Source organism: Gardnerella sp. c23Ub_4, assembly GCF_055804115.1.
Window position 1 is genome coordinate 142341 of sequence record NZ_JANUYO010000002.1, and the last position, 20809, is coordinate 163149.

Here is a 20809-nt window from a genome sequence, read left to right on the forward strand (position 1 = left end):
AATATTTTAAGAAATCACGCTAAATTTACGCAGCAATCACGCAGCGTTGTTGTTCTGCCTACGCTGCTTAGCGCGCCACTTATACCATTCATCACGGCTCAAAATAATCTTGCGCACGCGAATCGACTCAGGTGTAACTTCCACGCACTCATCTTCGTTAGCAAAGTCAAGCGACTCTTCCAAACTCATCTTAATTGGTGGAGTCAAAGTCTCAAGCACATCTGCTGTAGAAGAACGCATGTTAGTCATATGCTTAGCAAGCGTAATGTTAACATCCAACTCGTCTGGCTTGTTGTTAATACCAACGATTTGACCTTCGTACACAGGGCTTTGCGGATCTACAAAGAACACGCCACGCGCTTGCAAACGCTGCATAGCGTAAGGCGTTGCAACACCCTTACGATCGCAAACCATGGAGCCATTCTGGCGAGTTACAATCTGACCAGCCCAAGGCGCGTAGCCTGCAGAAATAGAGCTTGCGATTCCCGTTCCGCGAGTTGCAGAAAGAAGAGCCGTGCGGAAGCCAATAAGACCGCGAGAAGGAACAGTAAATTGCAAGCGAATCCAGCCAGATCCGTGATTGCTCATAGAATCCATGCGTCCCTTGCGATCCGCCATAAGCTGCGTAACAGTACCCATGTATTCTTCTGGAACATCAATCGTAGTGTTTTCCATAGGCTCGTTAATTTGGCCATCAATTGTCTTAGTAACAACTTGAGGGCGGCCAACTGTAAGCTCATAGCCTTCGCGACGCATTTGCTCCGCCAAAACTGCCAATGCCAACTCGCCACGACCCTGAACTTCCCAAGCATCTGGGCGGTCTGTTGGAAGAACCTTAATAGACACGTTACCAATAAGCTCGCGATCAAGCCTATCTTTAATCATGCGCGCTGTAAGCTTGTGATCCTTGCCTTCTGTGCCAGCAAGCGGCGAATCGTTAATGCCGAAAGTCATGGAGATAGCTGGGTCGTCAACGTGAATCAATGGAAGAGGCTTTGGATCGTTCTGATCCACAATCGTCTCACCAATCATAATGTCGTTAACGCCTGCAACTGCAACAATATCTCCAGGTCCTGCAGATGCAACAGGAGTGCGCTCCAAGCCTTGAGTGCGCAAAAGCTCGGAAACACGGAAGTTTTCAATCGAGCCGTCTACGCGAGAAAGCCCGTAAGTCTTACCCTTTTCCAAAATGCCATTGTAGATTCGCACTAAGCCCAAGCGGCCAAGGAAGTCGGAAGAATCAATGTTTGCAACGTGCGCCTGAAGAGGTGCACCTTCCTCGTACTCTGGTGCTGGAATGTTGGAGATAATGGAGTCAAAAAGAGGCTCCAAATTATCGTTATCTGGCAAGCCGCCGTTTTCTGGCTGATTCAAGGATGCATAGCCAGCTTTTGCAGCGCAATAAATAACAGGCAAATCAAGAAGCGAATCAATATCTAGGTCGATTCCTTCTTCAACAACGTCTTGTGCAAGACCTAGAAGCAAATCGGTAGCTTCGCTCACAACCTCGTCAATACGCGCATCTGGACGATCCGTTTTGTTAACGCACAAAATCACTGGCAACTTTGCCTCAAGAGCCTTGCGTAGAACGAATCGAGTTTGTGGAAGTGGGCCTTCGGAAGCGTCAACAAGCAGCACAACTCCATCAACCATGGAAATGCCGCGCTCTACCTCGCCACCAAAGTCGGCGTGACCTGGGGTATCGATTACGTTGATTGTGATTCCCTCTGGATGACCGTACTTTTCTGCGAGCGGGCCAGTGTATTGCACGGCCGTGTTCTTGGCAAGAATGGTGATGCCCTTTTCGCGCTCAAGGTCGTTGGAGTCCATTACGCGGTCTGGCACTTCTTCTCGCTCAGAGAATACGTGCGACTGCTGAAGCATGGCATTTACGAGCGTTGTTTTACCATGATCAACGTGCGCTACGATTGCCACATTTCTAATATCACCGCGAACAGTCATTACAAACCTCTTCCATTTGATTTAGCCAAACCTAAACGAGTTTACTCGCGGCTTTAGACACGCCATTACACGAGAGATGTTGACGCATTTTGTAGCTCTAAACATCGTTTTGCATCGTTAGCGCGGTCTAAGCGCGCTAACGTATTCGCTTGCGTTGAAAGCACACCGTGCTTTCAACCTTAAGCAAGCTCAGTGAATCGAAGTGCATTCGCGCGCTACGCTATTCCTCGCGGCTATTAGTAGCCGCTCGGCTGATTTGGCATGTAAAGTCCACTGGACTTTACATTTGAGCCAAATCACGCTTTGAAGGAGCTTGAAATGCGTTATGCAATTTCAAGCTCAGTCAAAGCGCCCATGCAGGTCGATTCATGCAATCGCAGACTCGCTGGCACCTTCTGGCAAATACTTGTCGTATCCTTCTTCTTCCAACTCGTCTGCAAGCTCTGGTCCTGCTGTTTTTACAAAGTGGCCTTGCGCAAAAACGTGCACAATATCTGGCTTAATATACTTAAGGATTCGCGTGTAATGCGTAACCATCATAATGCCTAAACCAGTGCTTTCTTTAGCACGATTTACGCCTTCCGAAACAATTCGCAAAGCATCCACATCTAGACCAGAATCCGTCTCGTCTAAAATCGCAAACTTTGGCTTTAGAATCTCTAGTTGCAAAACTTCCGCGCGCTTTTTCTCGCCGCCCGAAAATCCCTCGTTTACAGAGCGAGACGCAAACTTTGGGTCCATTCTTAAGCGCTTCATTGCTTCGTTAAGTTCTTTAACCCACGAGCGCAAAGTCGGAGCCTCGCCTCTCACTTCTGTTTTTGCTGTGCGCAAAAAGTTCGTCATCGAAACGCCTGGTACCTCTACCGGGTATTGCATCGCAAGGAACAGCCCAGCTTTTGCGCGCTCATCTGGAGTCATCTTCAAAATGTCTTCGCCGTCTAAAAGCACCTGGCCCGAATCCACTTCGTACTTTGGGTGACCTGCCAAAGTGTATGCGAGAGTAGACTTTCCAGAGCCATTCGGACCCATAATCGCGTGCGTTTCGCCAGAATTAACTGTAAGATTTACGCCTTTTAAGATTTGCTTCTTGCCTTCTTTTGTTTCTACAGACGCGTACAAATCCTTAATTTCTAAAGTTGACATATTTCTATCTCCTATTCTTCCGCATATTTCGATTCGTCGGTTGCTTGCGACTTTTCGGTTGCTGGCGATTTTTCCTCACTCGCGCAATCTTCCGTCTTTACTGGATCTTCCGTCTTAGCTAAACGCCTCTCAATCGCAGCCATCAAATGATCTACGATTTGCGGCACGCCAATCTCCTCAATAAGTTCGTTAAAGAATCCGCGCACAACAAGTTTTCTAGCATCTGCTTCGCTCACTCCGCGAGATTGCAAGTAAAACAGCTCCTCGTCGTCGAATCTGCCTACAGAACTTGCGTGACCTGCGCCAATAATATTGCCGTTTTCGATTTCCAAATTCGGCTCCGAATCAGCAATTGCGCCAGGAGTTAACACCAAGTTTCGGTTCAACTCGTACGAATCAGTGCCAGGAGCTTCTGGCTTAATAAGCGCGTTTCCAACCCATGTAGAATGCGCTCCTTTGCCGTACAGCGCGCCCTTATACACTACTCGCGACTTGCATTCTGGGTGATTGTGCACAACCATCGTGCGATGCTCAACGTGCTCGCCTGGGTCCACAAAATACATGCCAAGCATATTCAAATCGCCCTTTTCGCCGCCAAAATCCTGATCCATGCGAATTCGCACAACGTCTCCGCCAAGCGTGACCATTGTGTGACGAAGTGAAGCGCCCGCGCCCACGTGAATCCTATGATTTCCAACGTGTTTGCTGCCCGAATCCCACTCTTGAATGAAAGTTGTAGAAACGTGCGCGTTATCTCCAAGAATGATTTCCACGCCTTCGGCAAGCTTTGCAACTCCCGTGTGCTCCACAATAATATCTGCGTTTGTGCTGGAATCTGCTTCAATCACTAAGTGCAAAGCGTCTAGCGATTGCAAGTTGTTTCCGTGAATTTGCAATATTACTGGCTTTGTAACTTCGCCACAAACATGCAAAACGTACGCCGACTTTGCAGAATTCCACGCAACAGCAGCCACGCGATCCGAGGGCTTCATTTCGGTGTGCGGAGCCTCACTTTTCGGCAAAATTTGCAGCTTTGCGTGCGAATCACCATCAACGCCTTTTAGCGCTACTGTAACGTTATTAGACGGCTCAAAGCTTTCAAAAAACTCAGAGATTCGCTCAACTGGCGTGTATCGCCAATCTTCCTGCTTTCGCGTTGGAATCGCAAAGTCTTCCACGTTAAAAGAGCGAACGGATTTATCTGCACTAGAAGGCATTGCAGCAGGAACAGCATAAGGATCGTTAGGGTCTGCTACAGGAATATTAATTTCTTTTTCCGTCATTTTGTTGCCTAAATTATCGCTCAAATTATCGCTCGTCATCTTCATCACCCCACGGATCCTTCCATTTGCAATTCCACAAGACGATTAAGCTCCAGAGCATACTCCATCGGCAGCTGGCGACTAATCGGCTCCACAAAGCCGCGCACAATCATTCCCATGGCCTCTTTTTCTTCCAGCCCTCGGCTCATCAAGTAGAAAAGCTGATCCTCGGAAACCTTGGAAACAGTTGCCTCGTGAGCCATCGAAACGTTATCTTCGCGCACGTCAACATGCGGATAAGTGTCGGATCTAGAAAAATCGTCAACAAGCAAAGCATCGCACACAACCGAAGAGCTGGAGCCGCTAGCGCCCTTAACAATCTTCACAAGACCGCGGTAAGCAGAGCGACCGCCTCCGCGCGAAATCGACTTAGCAACAATCGTAGAACTCGTGTGCGGAGCCAAATGAATCATCTTCGCACCCGTATCTTGGTATTGGCCGCGGCCCGCAAAGCTCAAAGACATGGTTTCTGCTTTTGCGTACGGCTCGGCGAGAATGCATGCAGGATACTTCATAGTAGCCTTGGAGCCAATGTTTCCATCAACCCACTCCATTGTGCCACCTTCGCGCACGTAGGCTCGCTGAGTTACCAAGTTGTACACGTTATTTGACCAGTTTTGCACGGTTGTGTAGCGCACGCGCGCATGTTTTTCTACAACGATTTCAACGTTTGCAGCGTGGAGCGAATCCGTGGAATAAATCGGAGCTGTGCAACCTTCAACGTAGTGCACGTACGAGCCTTCGTCTGCAATAATCAAAGTTCGCTCAAACTGACCCATGTTCGGCGTGTTAATGCGGAAGTAAGCCTGCAGCGGAATATCCACATGCACGCCTTTTGGCACGTACACAAACGAGCCGCCACTCCAAGCCGCTGTGTTAAGAGCCGCAAACTTGTTGTCGTCAACTGGAATCACAGTTGCAAAATACTTTTTTACAAGCTCTGGATACTTTTGAACTGCTGTATCTGTGTCAACAAAAATAACGCCTTGAGCTGCTAAGTCCTCGCGAATCGAATTGTAAATAACTTCCGACTCGTACTGCGCTGCAACGCCTGAAACTAAGCGCTTTTTCTCCGCTTCTGGAATGCCAAGCCTATCGTAAGTTTTGCGAATGTCTTCTGGCAAATCATCCCAAGTTTTCGCTTGATCGTGAACTGGGCGCACGTAGTACTTGAAATCGTCTGCGTCAAAACCGCTTAAATCCACACCCCAATCTGGCATCGGCTTTTGCAAAAACGCGCGGTATCCTTGCAAACGAAGATTTAGCATCCATTCTGGCTCATGTTTATCGGCAGAAATTGCGCGAACAACCGACTCGTCAATGCCCTTTTTCGCGGCCTCGCCTGCAGCATCCGAATCATGCCAGCCGTAATTGTATTCGCCAAATTCGGCAACGATTTGCTCGTCTTGGCGGATTTTATCCTCATTTACGCGAGCGCGATCTGCCACATACTGGCTCATTTCAACGTCTGCCGCGCTGGATTCGGCGGCGCTTACCTTTGCGGCGCTGGATTCGTTTTGATTCGCTACATTCTTATTCGTCGATACGCTATTCGTCAATGCGCTTGATTCAGGCTTATTTGAATCATCAACCACTGTTTTACCCTCCTATCAAGCTTATAAGTCGATTATACATTTAGCCACGCGGCGGCATTACGTGATTCAAATCACATCTTTTCATTTTCTCCATATATCAATCAAACACAAAGAAAAATACTTTATTTTTTATTGCATTTTTATTAAAATCTTATTTAGAAAGGTGGTAATTTAGATGACAACAAATACAGTGAACATTAATTTCAAGCTAAATGCAGACGATAAACGACTTATGGAAAATGTTTGCCGAGAACTAGGGCTTTCAATGAGTGCAGCATTCACAATATTTGCTAAGAAAGTTGGAAGAGAGCACAGAATACCATTCGAAGTTTCAGCAGATCCGTTTTACAATCCAGAGAATATAAGTCGTCTTAAAAAATCCATAGCACACATGGAAGAAACAGGCGGCACTATACACGAGGTTCCGCTAGATGATTAAAGCGTGGACAGATGAAGCGTGGGGGTGGAACAAAAATCACGCACGCGGGAAGGCTTGCGAGTAGCGCTGCTTAAGAGCTTGAATAGAAACGTGCGTGTAGCGCTGCGTTGTGTTAAGCGACGAATGCCCCAAAAGCTCTTGAACCTCGCGAAGGTCCGCTCCACCGTTGAGCATATGCGTTGCAGCACTGTGGCGCAGCGCGTGCGGTGCAACATCTGGCACGTTTGCAGCCGCTGCAGCTGCATGAACAATACTCCTAACAATGCGCTGATCAATGCGCTTTGCTCGCGCGCCCAAAAACAGCGCTTGCGAGGTTTCTGCGTGCTTTTCCAGCAGCGCACTTCTACCATGCTCAATCCACTCTTTGCAAGCGTTTGCAGCAGGAACGCCAAAAGGCACAACGCGCTGCTTATTTCCTTTACCTGTAACTTTTACAGTGTGATTTTCAAAATCCATATCTTGCACATTAATGCTTGCAAGCTCCCCCACGCGCATGCCCGTTGCGTATAAAAGCTCTAGAATCGCAGCGTTTCTAAGGGCGATTGCATGTTCTTGAGGGGATTTTTTGGGCGATTTTTGTGGCGTATTTTCTTTACGCTCGGAAGCTTGCGACTTTTGCGCGCGCGGCTTTTTTTGCGTGCAATTTTGCGGAGTTGAATCCTGCTCAGTTGAATCCTGCGCAAAGTTATCCGCGCAATTATCCACACAATCAAGCAACTTTTGCGCTTGCGCTTCGTCTAAAACAGTAGGAAGCTCATTAGCAATCTTAGGAGTTGCAAGAATTTGCGCAGGATTCGCGCTAACCAAACCAACGTGCGTAGCCCACGCAAAAAAGCCGCGCACAGCTACCACTTTGCGCGCCAAACTCGAACGCGCGTGATTCTTGTTAAGCCAATACATCCATTGGCGCAAAACACTCGTAGAAACCGCGCGCAAATCGCAAAAACCATTGCGATTGCACCACTCTAAGCATTGCAAAACATCAGCGCTATACGCGCGCAAGGTGGCGCTTCCAAGGCCTTTGTTTGCGCGCAAATAGTCAACGTAGCGCGCACAGTGGTAGCGTAAGTCGCAAAAGTCGCAAGCTTCCGTTGACGATACCAAATCATCGTCAAATAATAAATCATTATTATTACGACTGCTAGCCATAGAACCGCCTCGAATCGCCTATATAACAGCAATCAGAAAGACCTAATTACCGCTTTCTCCGCTCGACTTACGCCTTCTATCCAACACATGCCAAGCTTTATCTGCAGCCGCAAGCTGAGCCTTGCGCTTGCTAGAACCATCCGCCTCGCCGAGCAGCTCATCACCACTTTCGTGCGCCAAAACCGCACGCGCATGGAACACAGGCGCATAATCTGGGCCAGAAACCGACATCCTATATTGCGGCTCGTCAAGCCCCATCTCGTGCGCCAAAACCGTAAGCGAAGTCTTCCAATCCAACGCAGGGCCTTCTGTAAGAACCTCCGCCAAAGTGTCGTCAATCAAGCGATGCACTACAGCGCGCGCCTCGTCAATGCCATGCTCAACAAAAGTTGCGCCAATAAGCGCCTCAACAATATCACACAAAATCGAGTCTTTTTGAGCGCCGCCATGCTCCATCTCGCCATGACCCAAAAGAATATACGGCCCAACATGCAACTTATCCCGCGCAACAGCGCTCAAAGCCCACTCCGAAACAGCCTTAGCGCGGAGCTTAGCCAACTGGCCTTCCGTCATATCTGGGTGAGCAGAAAACAGCGTTTCCGTAGAGACAAGCTCCAAAACAGCGTCTCCCAAAAACTCTAGGCGCTCGTAGTTTTTAGTGCCTGGATGCTCGTGCGAAAAAGATCGATGAGTGAGAGCCTCAACAAGCAAATCTGGCGAAATCGTAGTGCCGAGCGCGCGCAAAAGCTCCTGAGTGGGGTCACCATTCTGCGTGTGGCCATCTTGAGTGCGCGCAACGCCAATGCCGCCAGTTCTGGCATTTTCTGGATGATTTAGGTCCTTGTACGCGCTATTTTGAACGTCATTTTTGACGTCACTTTGAACGTCATAGTGATCTTTTGTATTGTTCCCACTCATATTTTCAACATTATAGCGCATGCGTTGAAGTCGTTGATTTGCGCTATATGCTTCCCGACTTTGTTGCTATAATCAGCGTGCAAAACAACAAAACCCGTCAACTTTTCCCGACTTTGTGCAAAATTTGACCTAAATCACGTACATTTTCGGGAAACAACAAAAACTAGAAAAAAAAACAAAAACCCTGCCACCCGTCGATGGCAGGGTTCTCTTAAAATACAACCTACTTGGTGTGCGCAGAGCGAATTGCTTCGCGATACACGCGACCGCGGAAGTTACCGCAGGTTGGGCAAGCCATGTGAGACAACGCTGGCGAACCGCAGTTCGGGCAGGTAATAGTCTGCACGGCAGAAGCCTTCCAATTGGCGCGACGCGAATGAGTATTAGCGCGCGAGGTCTTGTACTTTGGCAGTGCCATAATCTTTCCTCTATTTCGTTCAACCGATTGAGCTTAAGCGTTCTGTATATTACAGCAAGCGCCATACATTATTCAGAATCGCACTACAAATTTGTTAGATTTGCCTCGCGCATGCGCTTTGACCGCGCGAGCGATATTTCCGCATTTTGTACGTAATTATGGTCAAATATGGTACAAAATGCGGAGTTGTTTGACGGGTTTTGTACGTAATTTATGTCGATTTTGGTACAAAAAGCGGAGGGTTTTTCCGGAGTTTGTACGTAATTTACGCCAAATTTGGTACAAAAAGCGGAAAGGCAGGTCGTCGCGCACGCGATCAAAGCATTCATGCAGGTCGGAGCGCAAATCAGTCGCGATTTTGCGATTTTTCAAGCTTTTCCTTAAGACCTTCAAGCGCTGCAAAACGAATATCCGTAACGTCGTGATGATGCTCTGGATGCTCATTCAGATTCTCTCCGCACTGAGTGCAGAGACCCTTGCAATCTGGCTCGCACAAAGGCTTAAGTGGCAACTCGCTAACCATTGTGTCTCGAATCAGCGCCTCAATGTCGGCAAAATCGCCGCCACCAACCAGCGGATACACATTTCCAGAATCGTCGCCTTCGTCCCAAATATCAGCATCTTCTAAATCATCATTAGAGTTATTAGAACGCGCGCCGCCATTTGCGCTCTTGCCGCCTTTGCCGCTTTCCACGCGCGCAAAAAACGCGCACACATCAACAGGCCAATCCCTATGCAACGGCATCAAGCATCGCGAGCACTCTGCATGTACTCGCGCCGTAATCGTGCCCTGGAACATAAGCCCGTCCACAACGGAATCAAAATTGCCGTCTACTGTAACATCGCTCCCTGGCTGCACGCCAATAACGCTGTCTCCAATGCCCTCTGGCGCTGGGAACGCGCGATGCAATTGCATGCTACTTCCTGCACGCGCTGCCATTTGCGCAACTGGTACCGCCCACAAAGACTGGGAGGGATGCGATGTCATTTTAATTCCTTTCGTCGTCGCTTCTTTCACTGCTTTCGCTGTTAAATTCTTCATCTATCTTACTCGCAGCCTGATTTTGCACATGTGCAGCTGCGCGTCTACGCTCTTCCAAAACGCGCTGACCTGCTTGAACGTCTTGCTCAAGCTTATCTAATTGCTGCTTTAAGCCTTCCATAACCGTGGCGCTGTACTGATCCGCACCGCGAGTAAGCTTTTCGGCCTTTGCTTGCGCATTGTTTACAATCTCGCGCGCTTGATTCTTTGCAATCGCAACAACATTTTCTTGACCTGCCAAGAATCTGGCTCGCTCCTGAGCTTCCTCAACCATTTGCGCAGCCTGACTTTGAGCCGAACTTACAACAGAATTTGCTTGAGCTTGAGCCGTTCGCAAACGCCTCTCTGCCTCTCGCATTAACGCACTAGCGCGCTCCAGCTGAACAGGCAGCATGTCTTTTAGCCTAGACAAATAATCGCCAAACTCTTCGCGATCCACCTTTGCCATTCCAGCAGCAAAAAGCACTCCCTTTGCGCTATTTAACGCCGTTTCCATCGTGTCGATTATGTCGTACACAGTAGTGAACTCTTCACGCGACTTTGTGCGCACTTCCTCACTAACGGTTTGCGGATCCGCTGCCTTAAACACGTTTTCTTCTTCGTCGTCAAACGCTATTGCGCCGCCGTCTTCTCGCTCGCGCAAATCTGGCATTGGGAACAAGTTTTGCGCATTATCGCCAGCAACCGCAGAATTGGCAGCCTCATCGCCAGCAACCGCAGAATTGGCAGCCTCATCGCCAGCAACCGCAGAATTGGCAGCCTCATCGCCAGCAACCACAGAGTCGCCAGCAGCCGCTGAGTCGCTAGCAGCGTCACTAGCATCATCATTAGCCTTACTTGCCGCAGGCACAGCATCGTAAGCTTCAAAAGCAGCACTAGGCGAATCGTCGTTGTTTGCAATCACTGGATTTAATGGCAACTTTTGGCTGCGATTTGCCGATACTTGGCTTTCCATTGTGTCGTCTTCGTTTTCGCTCATTTTCGCTCCTTCGCTAAGTAGCTGCTCTCTTATCTCTTAACAATCTTATTGTACGTATTTTAGTACGTATTTATTTAATACGTATTTATTTTAGTAATATTGTACTTATTTCGGTGATATTTAACTTGCCATTATAATATTTCGCTAATTTTATGATTACGATATTGCATTTGTTTTAGAAAAAACGCTTTGCAAAAGTGGAATCACATTATTTGGCACCATTCCCGAAACATCGCCACCATGACGAGCCACATCTTTTACAACAGAGCTAGAAACATGCTCCAAAATAGGATCCGCTGGCAAAAACATGGTTTCAATGCCAGCCAGCTTGCGATTAACCAGCGCCATTCCAAGCTCCGCCTCGTAGTCGCCATTTTGGCGCAATCCCTTAACGATTACGGTTGCTCCGACTTTTTTGCAATAATCTGTAATAAGACCATCTGTAGAAGAAACAACTATTTTACACGCTGGCGATTTAGCAGCACCGCGCAAAGGTGGCGCAAACTTGCCGATTGGCGAATCGTCTTTTAAGTCTTCCAACGCTTTGCGAATAATATCCACGCGCTCCGACTCGGAAAACATGGGCGTTTTGGCCGCATTAACCGCCACTAAAACATGCACTTCGTTAAAAAGATGCGTACAACGTTGTATCACGTCTAAGTGTCCGGCTGTAACGGGATCGTAGGAGCCTGGGCAAACAGCTATAGTCATATATTTAGGTTACCACGTGTCTGGCACGAATCTGGCACGCGCTTTGACCGCGCGAACAACATGACCCATTCCCGCATTTTGTACGTGATTCAGGTCAAATATGGTACAAAGTGCGTCGAATCGTTCGCGCGCGGTGATGCCAAGCGAAGTAGAGATTCGAGATTTTTCGCAGCTATCGAAGCGAGCCTCAGCGTCGCTAGATGGTGACTCGCCGAGAGAGCAAGAAAAATCGAGAATCTCGGCGATAAAAGCCACGCAATTGTTCTAGATATTCAGAAGGTTTGATGTATTTCTCTACGAGCAATAAATAGCGCAGTACTAAAACCTAAAACCTTAGAATATTAACGTTCATAAGCTATACGCAAAAGTGCGCGTCACTTGCGAGGAGAGAAATACTCAAACCTCGCGCAACAGCAAACAGAGAATGCCGCTCGCGCAATATTTGTTGCGATTATGAATTATGCTTGTATAAACATAAATCGCAAGCAACAAAACACGATTTATGCAACACGATTTATGCAAACATGATTTATGTGAAAAGGATTTGTACGAAAGGGATGCAATGACGTTTTCAAATGATTCAAAATATGGCGATAGCTTAAACGCTGCTGATTTGAACGCTGTTATGGAAGACGATTCGCAAAGCCTCCCAGATTCTGGGTCTAGCACAAGCACAAGCGTGCTCGAAAAGCCAGAAGTAGACGAATCCGCAAAAATGGACGATGGCGGCGACGCAGACCGCTTTGCACACTACGTTTCCAAAGATCGCGTAATCGAATCGCGCTTGACTGGCCGCCCTGTTGTGGCGCTGTGCGGAAAAGTGTGGATTCCAAAACGTGAAGCAAACGATTACCCTGTTTGCCCAGAGTGCAAAAAAATCTACGAAGAGATGAACAATCTGGGCTTTTAGAGCAACTCAAATTAAAGCTGATTTAGAAACTAGTCTAAGCTAACTCAAACTAGCCTAAAACGCTGATTTCTGTAGGAATCGCAGGGTCGCCACGCATAAGACTTTGAGCAGAAATCGGAAGTCTGCTAAGCGCTTTGGCACAATAATCTTGTGCTCGCATAATCGCGTCATGCCCCATAAACTCCGTATTAAATTCGCCATTTTGCACGTAGTCAACTAGCAAATCTTCCCAAGAATCTTGCGGCTTAAAAGTCGCGAGTGCGCTCTCCGAACCAGAAATTACGTGTTCGCAGTCAGCCACGCCATTGCCAGCAGCACCACCATTCGCGCCGCCACTAAAATCGTAGGAACGATACGCAAGTTTACGCCCTGGAACAGTCGCCTTATTCTTAGACTTCTTAGCAACAGGTTGCATAACGCCATCCGCGCCCTCGCGCTCTGTAAGCTTATAAACCATTGCGCAAGTAGGCGCGCCCGAACCCGTAACAAGCATTGTGCCAATGCCGTAGGAATCGACTGGCGCGTTTTGCAAAGACGCAAGCGCATACTCATCCAAATCGTTAGTAACCGTGATTTTAGTGTTTTTAGCGCCCAACGCATCGAGCTGCGCGCGCACGCGACGAGCCATAACACACAAATCTCCCGAATCAATGCGCACGCCGCCAAGATCCGCGCCAGCAACTTGCACGGCGGTTTTAACAGCCTCCTCCACGTTGTACGTGTCTACAAGCAACGTTGTGCCTTTGCCAAGCGCGGCAATCTGCGACTCAAAGGCTGCGCGCTCCGAATCATGCACAAGAGTAAAGCAATGCGCAGCCGTTCCAATCGCCTTAAGCCCGTAAAGCTTTGCCGCAAGCAGGTTTGCAGTTCCCTTAAAACCGCCGATTACCGCCGCTCGCGAGGCAGCCACCGCCGACCACTCGTTTGTGCGCCTGCCGCCCATGTCCATGCACGGCCTTCCAGCAGATGCGGAAACCATGCGTGCGGCGGCGCTTGCCACTGCGCAATCGTAGTTAAGCACGGAAAGCAGCAGTGTTTCTAGCAATGTGCACTCGCCAAAAGTTCCTTCAACTTGCAAAATCGGAGAATCTGGGAAAAACATTTCGCCTTCCCTATAACCGCGGATTTTGCCGCTAAAATGGTAGTTTTCTAGCCATTTAATGGTGTCTTTGCTTACGATTTTTCGGTCTTGCAAAAATCGCAAGTCCTCGTCACTAAAGTGGAATCGCGCTAGCTCCTCTAAAATTCTGCCTGTGCCTGCTACCACTCCGTAGCGGCGACCTTGCGGAAGATGCCTCGTAAAAATCTCAAAAACGCATTTGCGGTCTGCTGTGCCGTCTTTTAGCGCTGCGTCTAGCATTGTGTACTCGTACATATCGGTCATGAGTACGGAAGAGTTTGCGTAGGATTTTACGTCAGACTTTACTTCAGACTTTGCGAAATCAAAAGAATCAATCATTTTCAATCCTTTCTTGCGATTTTAGTGGCGTGCATTCGGCGGGCGGTTAGTGGCCATTTTTCCGTAGCAGCGCTTGCGATTTCTATCTGCTTGCAATCATAGTCCTATGCCTATCTACGCATTTTGTTGCTCAACACGCCGATTTGAGCAACATTCTCTGCAAATCGCTCGCGAGTTACGGCGTGCTCAAAGCGTAGCGCGCGAGCGATTTCCTGCGTTTGTTTCTTTTTGCCCGCATTTGTTTACATTTCGGCCGATTTTGGAAACAAAAGCAAGCGCGACGACCTGCCTGAGCCGCTTAAACGTAAAGTCCACTGGACTTTACGTGCGGCGAAGACGTGAGCGTGAGCTATTATAATTGAGATTATGCTTGAAAATACGAACAGAACTCTTACAGCAGCAGCCGCGCGATTGCGCTTATACAACACGGCAACTCACAGCACTAGCGAGTTTACAACCGTTACTCCTGGCCACGTTGGAATGTACGTGTGTGGAGCAACTGTGCAAAGCTCGCCGCACATAGGTCATATTCGCGCAGCAATCGCCTTCGACGTAATCCGCCGCTGGCTGCTACGTTTAGGCTACAACGTTACTTTTGTGCGCAATGTCACAGATATTGACGACAAAATCATGAAAAAAGCTAGTGAAGCCGGCCAAACTTGGTGGGAGCGCGCCTACTTTTACGAGCGCGAATTTAGTGAAGCTTATAACACTTTAGGCGTTTTGCCGCCGACGGTTGAGCCGCGAGCTACCGGTCATATTACGGATATGGTTGAGCTGATTGAGCGTTTGATTGAGCGCGGTCACGCTTACGTTATTAAAGACGATTCGGGAAATCCTACTGGCAACGTTTATTTTGACGTGCCAAGTTGGGAGCATTACGGCGAGCTTACGCACCAAAATCAAAATCGTGATGTAAACAGTTGCGACGAAGCGTCCTCAATTGCGGATACAAAAGGCCCAAGCGTAGACTCAGCCGGCAACGATATTTACAACCCGACCGACCCGGCCGACGCTTCCCCAGACAAGCACGATCCTAGGGATTTTGCGCTTTGGAAAGCTCCTTGCGATTTCGATCAGCCGGACGCGCGCTGGAAAACACCTTTTGGCGAGGGGCGCCCAGGTTGGCATATTGAGTGCTCTGCTATGAGCCACCGTTATCTTGGCGACGATTTTGACATTCACGGCGGCGGATTGGATTTGCGATTCCCGCATCACGAAAACGAGATGGCACAAACGCGTGCCGCCGGCTGGGAAAGCGCAAACGTGTGGATGCATTCCGCGTGGGTTACAGCCAAAGGCGAGAAGATGAGCAAATCGTTGGGAAATGGGCTTTCCGTGCCAACAGTTTTGGCGAATAATTCGGCTTGGGTTGTGCGTTACGCGCTGGGAGCTGTGCAGTATCGCGCAATGTTGGAGTGGTCGGATCAAGCTTTGGTAGAAGCAAAAGCTGCTTACAATCGCATAAGCAACTTCCTTGAGCGAGCCGGACGCGTAATTAAAGCGCAGCCGACACGAGAAGCGGTAGTAAGCGTAAACGCGGACAAGCTTCCGGAAGACTTTACGCGCGCAATGAACGACGATATTAACGTTTCCGGCGCAAACGCAGCAATATTTACAGCAATTCGACAAGGAAATGCATTTCTTGACTACTATACACAAATGCAAAACGCTGCGAAAGCGCATAAAATATCGCAAAATGAGGCGCAATCACAAATCGAAATCATTCAAGAACTGCTATATAACGAGGTTTTGCAAGTGCGCGCCATGCTAGACACACTCGGATTAGACATTTATGCAGAACCTTGGGCTTCTAATGCGAAATCTTCTGCAGAAGGCGCAAATGGCAGCAAGGGCGTCAGTAGCAGCGGCAGCGGCAGTATCAGCAAGAAGCGCACTGCTTTGAACGCTTTAATCAACTCGCTGCTTCAAGCTAGAGCGAATGCCAGAGAGATGAGGAATTTTGCGACAGCGGATGCGATTCGCTACGCGCTAAATAACGCGGGAATTGTGATTGAAGATGCGGTTCAAGGATCTTCGTGGCATTTGAAGTAAGCGTAAGTACAGAAAACGCAACGTTAATAAACGCAACGTTAATAAACGCAACCAAAATAGCAGTAATCACGCAACGTTAACAACAGCAGATAGAATAGAGCAATTATGGCAGCATTTAGTTCGTTAACAGAAAGACTTTCTGGCGCATTCAAGCACTTGCGCAGAAAAGGCAAATTATCCGATTCCGACATCGACGGCACGATTCGCGAAATCCGCCGCGCGCTTTTAGACGCAGACGTGGCTCTAGACGTTGTGCGATCTTTTACCGCTAAAATCCGCGAGCGCGCACTAGGCGAAGAGGTTTCTAGCGCGCTAAATCCTGCTCAACAGGTTGTGCGAATTGTAAACGACGAGCTTACAAACGTTTTGGGCGCAGGCGTTGAGCGTCCGCTGAATTTTGCAAAATACCCCCCAACCGTAATCATGCTTGCTGGCTTGCAAGGCGCTGGTAAAACAACGCTTGCAGGAAAATTGGGCTACTGGCTTAAAGATTCTGGGCATACACCTTTGCTTGTTGCGGCGGATTTGCAACGCCCTAACGCCGTTACGCAGCTTGAGGTTGTTGCCGAGCGCGCAGGCGTGGCGATTTTTGCGCCAGAGCGAGGTGTGCAAAGTGATGGCGGCAGCGAAGTTGTTTCGGCTGGTTTAGCCACTGGGGATCCTGTTAAAGTTGCGCGAGATTCCATTGACTACGCGCGCGCAAAAATGTACGACACGGTTATTATTGATACCGCTGGTCGCCTTGGCGTGGACGATGCTCTTATGCATCAAGCGCGAGAAATTCGCGATGCTGTTAATCCGCAAGAAATTCTGTTTGTTATAGACGCCATGATTGGTCAAGACGCTGTTCGCACAGCTCAAGCTTTTAACGAGGGTGTTGACTTTACAGGCGTTGTGCTTTCTAAGTTAGATGGCGATGCGCGAGGCGGCGCTGCACTATCTGTTGCAAGCGTTACAGGCAAGCCGATTTTGTTTGCTTCTACTGGCGAAGGTTTGAAGGATTTTGAGATTTTCCACCCAGATAGAATGGCCTCCAGAATCCTCGACATGGGCGATATTCTAACGCTTATTGAGAATGCGCAAAAGCAGTTTGACGAGGAAGAGTCTAGAAAAGCGGCTGCAAAAATATCTGAAGGAACTTTTGGACTAGACGACTTTTTGGATCAGCTTCAACAGGTTAAAAAGCTTGGTTCTATGAAGAAGATTCTTGGCATGATGCCTGGAATGGCAGCGCACAGGCAAGAGCTTGAGCAGTTTGACGACCGCGAGATAGACCGCACAGAGGCGATTATTCGCTCGATGACGCCTAAAGAGCGCAAAGACACAAAGATTATTGATGGTTCTAGGCGCGCGCGTATTGCAGCTGGCGCAGGCGTTTCGGTTTCCGCAGTGAACGCGCTTTTGCAACGCTTTGAGCAGGCAGCTAAGATGATGAAGCGCATGAGCAATGGCGGCGGCGCAGGAATGCCAGGAATGGGCGGAATGCCTGGGTTTGGCGGCGGCGCTGGAAAGTCTAAGCGTAAAGACAAAAAGAGCAAGAAGAAGGGCGGAAAGTCTGGCAATCCTATGCGCCGCGAGGCCGAGGAGCGCGCGCTTAGAGACCGCTTGTCTGGAAATTCTTCTGCAAATAATTCAAATAATGGCGATGACGCTGGCGAGTCTGCCTTTATGAAGAAGAAGCAGGATTTGCCTAATAATTTGCCAGAAAATCTTCAAAATCTTATGAGTGGCGAAGGTGATTTTGCTGGCGGAATGCCTGATTTGCCGCCTAATTTGGGCGGCGGACTCGCAGGACTTTTCGGCAGATAAGCTAATAACAGATAATCAGTAGATGATTTACTCGATTTTACTTGCGATTTTACTTGTTGCGCTTGTTTTGCTTTTAGCTTGGCAGTTGCTTAGGTGGCTGCCAGCTGGAGCAGACGGGCTAAAACCACTGCCCTATGTTATTGCGCTGCTTCCGATTGCGCCGTTTTGCGCAGGGTTTGGGCTAATCGCCAGCATTGTAAGTGCAATTGCAACGCGCTCGCAAAATGGATTTTATAAATCTTACGTATTTTTGTGCGTTGCATATATTGTGTTGTTCGTAATCTCTTTGAAATCGTATTCGCCCTATTTTTCAAGACGATTGCGGGAACAAACGCAGGAAAAATCGCAGACAAGATCGCAGGAAAAATCACTAGAAATCCGCGTTATGACGCTTAATTGCAGATATGGCCGCGCAAACGCAAGTCAAATAATAAAGCTAGCAAAAACGCATAAAATCGATACGATTCTTTTGCAAGAAGTAAGCAAAAAACTTGTAAAAAACCTTGAAAAACTTGGGATTAAACGCGATTTTGCGCATGTTCAATTGGGAAATACAAACAACCACGAAAATGGCGGATTTAACGCGATTTATACGCGACTAAGCAATGTTAAATCTTTTGGTAAGTCGATTAAGATTGATGCAGCAAACGTGCCAATTGTTACGGCGGTTTCTGGCGATTCGCGCGCGGAAAATCTTCTAATAACATTCGCCTCAGCGCATCCAAAATCGCCTATGCGCGGATGCGCGGCTTGGTGCAGCGGAATAATGGCGCTTGCAAAAATCGGCGAAAATCATAATAAAAGCGGATACAAAAAAGTCACAATAATAGGAGGAGACTTAAACTCCACCCCAGACCACCCAAGCTTTAGAACGCTACTAAAATCAGGCTTTTTAGACGCATCAATGCAAATCGGCAAGCGACTAAAGACTTGGCCAACGTGGCAAAAATGGCCAAATCTTGCGCTTGACCATGTGCTAGTAAAATCAACAGGCTGCAGCGCTAAAGCCACAGAGCAAAGCACAATTCGCGTGGACGGCAGCGACCACTTTGCGCTAATCGTTTGCGTTTCAATCCCCCTCTAGCTCCCCTCTAGCTCCCCTCTAGCTCCCCTCTAGCTCCCCTCTAGCTCCCCGCTTATTCGCCCGAATAACAATGCTCTTTGCATACAATACCCCACTAAGTAAGGTAGAGATTCGAGATTTTTCGCGGCGAATCGACGACTTCGAGCTGCATAATGCGCGAGAAGTCACCTCGATTCGCTGAGCCGCTCAAAGCAGAAGCACTGCTTCTGCGCGGCGAAGACGTGAGCGCGGCTAATCCGCGCGAACGCAGAAACACCCAGCCCTCCTACACACCAAATATGAAGTCGCGCAAATAGCAAGCAAGGAAAAGACGCCCACGTCTTAGCCCGAATTTGTAGCTCAACACGCCAGTTTGACCAACATTCTTGGCAAAATGCTTAGTCCACGCAATCAGTCATAATAGAAAAGTTATTCGCGTGAATCGAAGCCCTCTTATCGACCACGCGAGGAACAGTGGAACTCGCAAGGAGTGCCCCACACCCGAGCGAAATTCTACGACTCTAGTTATAAGGAGAGCCATTTTGGCAACCAAGATTCGTCTTAAGAGATTGGGCAAGAAGTTCTACGCCTTCTATCGCGTTGTGATTTCTGATTCGCGCAACAAGCGTAACGGCAAGTCCATCGAAGAGATCGGCATCTACGATCCAAACAAGCAGCCATCTTTGATTCAGATTAAGTCTGATCGCGCACAGTACTGGCTTGGCGTTGGCGCACAGCCAACCGAACCAGTGTTGAAGCTGCTAAAGATTACTGGCGATTGGCAGAAGTTCAAGGGTCTTGAAGGTGCAGAAGGCACTTTGAAGACTAGCGAAGCTGGCCCAGACGCTCAGGCTCGCGTTGAAGCTGTAGAAGCCGAAGCTCAGAAGCTTAAGGCTGCTAAGTCCGAAGCCGCTGCAAAGGCTCAGGCTGCTGCAGAAGCCGCTAAGAACGAAGCCGAAGAAGCTCCAGCAGCAGATGCTGAAGCCGAGGAAAAGGCTGAGTAATTATGCTGGCTCAAGCTGTGGAACATCTCATTAAGAACATTGTGGATTTTCCAGATGACGTATCCGTGCGTTCTCATTCAAACGCTCGCGGCGAACTTTTGCGCGTGCGCGTAAATCCAGAAGACATCGGTCGCGTTATTGGAAGAAACGGTCGTACCGCTAATGCTATTCGTATTGTTGTTCAGGCTCTAAGCCGTCGCAATGTGCGCGTAGACATTATGGACGTACGTAAGTGAGATTGAACGTGGCTAAAAACCAACTTTTTGACAACCCTCAGCAAGGTTCAAACACCCTACTGAGGGTTTGTCGTATTGGAAAAGCGCAAGGATTAAAAGGCGAAGTTACGGTTCAAATCTTTACAGACGAGCCTTATAATCGCTTTGAACCAGGCAATGTGCTTTACACTCAAGACGGCAAGCGCGAGTTTACAATTGAAGCTTCTCGCACTTTCAAAAACCGCTGGATTCTGCTTTTTGAACAGAGTCTAAATCGTAATGATGCAGAGGCATTAAACGGCTTGGAGCTTTACACTAAGGCTCAAAGCGCGGAAGAGTTAGAGCAAGAAAACGCCTGGTATATTAAGGATTTAGTAGGCCTTAGCGCGCGCATTTGTAAGAATAATTCACTTGGTGTTGCTCCTCGCGAAATCGGCAAAGTCGTAGACGTTGTGGACGGCGCGCAGTCGCTGCTTAAAATCCGCCTTTTGGAGCCAGTTGGCGATGATAAAATTGCGCTAGTTCCTTTTGTTCAAGCGCTTGTTCCAGAAGTAAATCTTAAAAACGAATATTTAACTTTAGACCCTCCAGGCGGCTTAATCCCTGGGCTTTAATG

At 48.4% G+C, this 20809-nt stretch carries 19 protein-coding genes; 8 read left to right on the plus strand and 11 right to left on the minus strand.

Annotated elements, in window-relative coordinates; translation table 11 throughout:
• Window positions 1–36 precede the first annotated feature (36 nt).
• The 4 genes from typA to sufB all read right to left on the minus strand — a co-directional run bounded on the left by typA (window position 37) and on the right by sufB (window position 6022).
• Complete coding sequence (gene typA / locus NYP67_RS05205; protein WP_004574694.1) at window positions 37–1962, minus strand: translational GTPase TypA; 1926 nt, start codon at window positions 1960–1962, stop codon at window positions 37–39.
• Window positions 1963–2328: 366 nt separating this feature from the next.
• Window positions 2329–3105 (minus strand): Fe-S cluster assembly ATPase SufC, encoded by a 777-nt coding sequence (gene sufC / locus NYP67_RS05210; protein ID WP_248901335.1) that lies wholly within the window; start codon window positions 3103–3105, stop codon window positions 2329–2331.
• 11 nt (window positions 3106–3116) lie between these two features.
• The gene (sufD, locus tag NYP67_RS05215) at window positions 3117–4433 is read right to left on the minus strand and encodes a Fe-S cluster assembly protein SufD (RefSeq protein ID WP_432759892.1); all 1317 of its coding nucleotides are present in this window, start codon (window positions 4431–4433) and stop codon (window positions 3117–3119) included.
• Entirely contained in the window at window positions 4433–6022 is a 1590-nt protein-coding gene (sufB, locus tag NYP67_RS05220; RefSeq protein ID WP_115794154.1) for a Fe-S cluster assembly protein SufB, read from the minus strand. Before sufB ends, sufD begins: the two co-directional genes overlap by 1 nt.
• Before the next feature lie 175 nt (window positions 6023–6197).
• On the opposite strand from sufB, the gene NYP67_RS05225 reads away from it, so the two are divergent.
• Entirely contained in the window at window positions 6198–6461 is a 264-nt protein-coding gene (locus tag NYP67_RS05225; RefSeq protein WP_004113434.1) for a type II toxin-antitoxin system RelB/DinJ family antitoxin, read from the plus strand.
• Window positions 6462–6497: 36 nt separating this feature from the next.
• On the opposite strand, the gene NYP67_RS05230 is transcribed toward NYP67_RS05225, so the two are convergent.
• The 6 genes from NYP67_RS05230 to coaD all read right to left on the minus strand — a co-directional run bounded on the left by NYP67_RS05230 (window position 6498) and on the right by coaD (window position 11678).
• Window positions 6498–7610 carry a tyrosine recombinase XerC gene (locus NYP67_RS05230; RefSeq protein ID WP_473411266.1) on the minus strand — a complete coding sequence of 371 codons (1113 nt, stop codon included), beginning with the start codon at window positions 7608–7610 and terminating at the stop codon, window positions 6498–6500.
• A 42-nt stretch (window positions 7611–7652) separates the two neighbouring features.
• Entirely contained in the window at window positions 7653–8549 is an 897-nt protein-coding gene (rnc, locus tag NYP67_RS05235) for a ribonuclease III (RefSeq protein WP_004131876.1), read from the minus strand.
• A 202-nt stretch (window positions 8550–8751) separates the two neighbouring features.
• Window positions 8752–8946, minus strand: a complete 195-nt coding sequence (rpmF, locus tag NYP67_RS05240) for a 50S ribosomal protein L32 (RefSeq protein WP_004113441.1) — start codon at window positions 8944–8946, stop codon at window positions 8752–8754.
• A gap of 346 nt (window positions 8947–9292) precedes the next feature.
• Window positions 9293–9934 carry a YceD family protein gene (locus NYP67_RS05245; protein ID WP_472781555.1) on the minus strand — a complete coding sequence of 214 codons (642 nt, stop codon included), beginning with the start codon at window positions 9932–9934 and terminating at the stop codon, window positions 9293–9295.
• Window position 9935: 1 nt separating this feature from the next.
• Window positions 9936–10967, minus strand: a complete 1032-nt coding sequence (locus NYP67_RS05250; protein WP_472781556.1) for a hypothetical protein — start codon at window positions 10965–10967, stop codon at window positions 9936–9938.
• 156 nt (window positions 10968–11123) lie between these two features.
• Window positions 11124–11678: a pantetheine-phosphate adenylyltransferase gene (gene coaD / locus NYP67_RS05255; protein WP_020973209.1), complete on the minus strand. Its 555-nt coding sequence runs from the start codon at window positions 11676–11678 to the stop codon at window positions 11124–11126.
• 562 nt (window positions 11679–12240) lie between these two features.
• Between coaD and NYP67_RS05260 the strand changes: the two genes are divergently transcribed.
• Complete coding sequence (locus tag NYP67_RS05260) at window positions 12241–12588, plus strand: DUF3039 domain-containing protein (protein ID WP_472781557.1); 348 nt, start codon at window positions 12241–12243, stop codon at window positions 12586–12588.
• 49 nt (window positions 12589–12637) lie between these two features.
• Here the strand turns inward: NYP67_RS05260 and NYP67_RS05265 are convergent, their stop codons facing one another.
• Window positions 12638–14047 carry a nicotinate phosphoribosyltransferase gene (locus NYP67_RS05265; protein WP_060785667.1) on the minus strand — a complete coding sequence of 470 codons (1410 nt, stop codon included), beginning with the start codon at window positions 14045–14047 and terminating at the stop codon, window positions 12638–12640.
• Window positions 14048–14413: 366 nt separating this feature from the next.
• Here NYP67_RS05265 and cysS point away from each other — a divergent pair, with 366 nt between their 5' ends.
• The 6 genes from cysS (at window position 14414) to rimM (ending at window position 20807) form a co-directional block, all read left to right on the plus strand.
• The gene (cysS, locus tag NYP67_RS05270) at window positions 14414–16102 is read left to right on the plus strand and encodes a cysteine--tRNA ligase (RefSeq protein ID WP_060785666.1); all 1689 of its coding nucleotides are present in this window, start codon (window positions 14414–14416) and stop codon (window positions 16100–16102) included.
• Between the two features lie 105 nt (window positions 16103–16207).
• Window positions 16208–17911 carry a signal recognition particle protein gene (ffh, locus tag NYP67_RS05275; RefSeq protein ID WP_060785665.1) on the plus strand — a complete coding sequence of 568 codons (1704 nt, stop codon included), beginning with the start codon at window positions 16208–16210 and terminating at the stop codon, window positions 17909–17911.
• Window positions 17912–17933: 22 nt separating this feature from the next.
• Window positions 17934–18995, plus strand: coding sequence for an endonuclease/exonuclease/phosphatase family protein (locus NYP67_RS05280; RefSeq protein ID WP_060785664.1), 1062 nt, complete (start codon window positions 17934–17936; stop codon window positions 18993–18995).
• Window positions 18996–19516: 521 nt separating this feature from the next.
• The gene (gene rpsP, locus NYP67_RS05285; protein WP_004113466.1) at window positions 19517–19978 is read left to right on the plus strand and encodes a 30S ribosomal protein S16; all 462 of its coding nucleotides are present in this window, start codon (window positions 19517–19519) and stop codon (window positions 19976–19978) included.
• Window positions 19979–19980: 2 nt separating this feature from the next.
• Window positions 19981–20214 carry an RNA-binding protein gene (locus tag NYP67_RS05290; protein ID WP_004131855.1) on the plus strand — a complete coding sequence of 78 codons (234 nt, stop codon included), beginning with the start codon at window positions 19981–19983 and terminating at the stop codon, window positions 20212–20214.
• Complete coding sequence (gene rimM / locus NYP67_RS05295; RefSeq protein WP_081090801.1) at window positions 20211–20807, plus strand: ribosome maturation factor RimM; 597 nt, start codon at window positions 20211–20213, stop codon at window positions 20805–20807. Before NYP67_RS05290 ends, rimM begins: the two co-directional genes overlap by 4 nt.
• Window positions 20808–20809 lie beyond the last annotated feature (2 nt).

Coding starts and splice junctions, on each gene's coding strand:
- ffh (WP_060785665.1), top strand. CDS start 16,208: ATGGCAGCATTTAGTTCGTTAACAGAAAGACTTTCTGGCGCATTCAAG.
- NYP67_RS05280 (WP_060785664.1), top strand. CDS start 17,934: ATGATTTACTCGATTTTACTTGCGATTTTACTTGTTGCGCTTGTTTTG.
- coaD (WP_020973209.1), bottom strand. CDS start 11,678: ATGACTATAGCTGTTTGCCCAGGCTCCTACGATCCCGTTACAGCCGGA.
- NYP67_RS05225 (WP_004113434.1), top strand. CDS start 6,198: ATGACAACAAATACAGTGAACATTAATTTCAAGCTAAATGCAGACGAT.
- typA (WP_004574694.1), bottom strand. CDS start 1,962: ATGACTGTTCGCGGTGATATTAGAAATGTGGCAATCGTAGCGCACGTT.
- cysS (WP_060785666.1), top strand. CDS start 14,414: ATGCTTGAAAATACGAACAGAACTCTTACAGCAGCAGCCGCGCGATTG.
- rpmF (WP_004113441.1), bottom strand. CDS start 8,946: ATGGCACTGCCAAAGTACAAGACCTCGCGCGCTAATACTCATTCGCGT.
- NYP67_RS05290 (WP_004131855.1), top strand. CDS start 19,981: ATGCTGGCTCAAGCTGTGGAACATCTCATTAAGAACATTGTGGATTTT.
- NYP67_RS05260 (WP_472781557.1), top strand. CDS start 12,241: ATGACGTTTTCAAATGATTCAAAATATGGCGATAGCTTAAACGCTGCT.
- NYP67_RS05230 (WP_473411266.1), bottom strand. CDS start 7,610: ATGGCTAGCAGTCGTAATAATAATGATTTATTATTTGACGATGATTTG.
- rnc (WP_004131876.1), bottom strand. CDS start 8,549: ATGCGCTATAATGTTGAAAATATGAGTGGGAACAATACAAAAGATCAC.
- sufD (WP_432759892.1), bottom strand. CDS start 4,433: ATGAAGATGACGAGCGATAATTTGAGCGATAATTTAGGCAACAAAATG.
- NYP67_RS05265 (WP_060785667.1), bottom strand. CDS start 14,047: ATGATTGATTCTTTTGATTTCGCAAAGTCTGAAGTAAAGTCTGACGTA.
- NYP67_RS05245 (WP_472781555.1), bottom strand. CDS start 9,934: ATGACATCGCATCCCTCCCAGTCTTTGTGGGCGGTACCAGTTGCGCAA.
- sufC (WP_248901335.1), bottom strand. CDS start 3,105: ATGTCAACTTTAGAAATTAAGGATTTGTACGCGTCTGTAGAAACAAAA.
- NYP67_RS05250 (WP_472781556.1), bottom strand. CDS start 10,967: ATGAGCGAAAACGAAGACGACACAATGGAAAGCCAAGTATCGGCAAAT.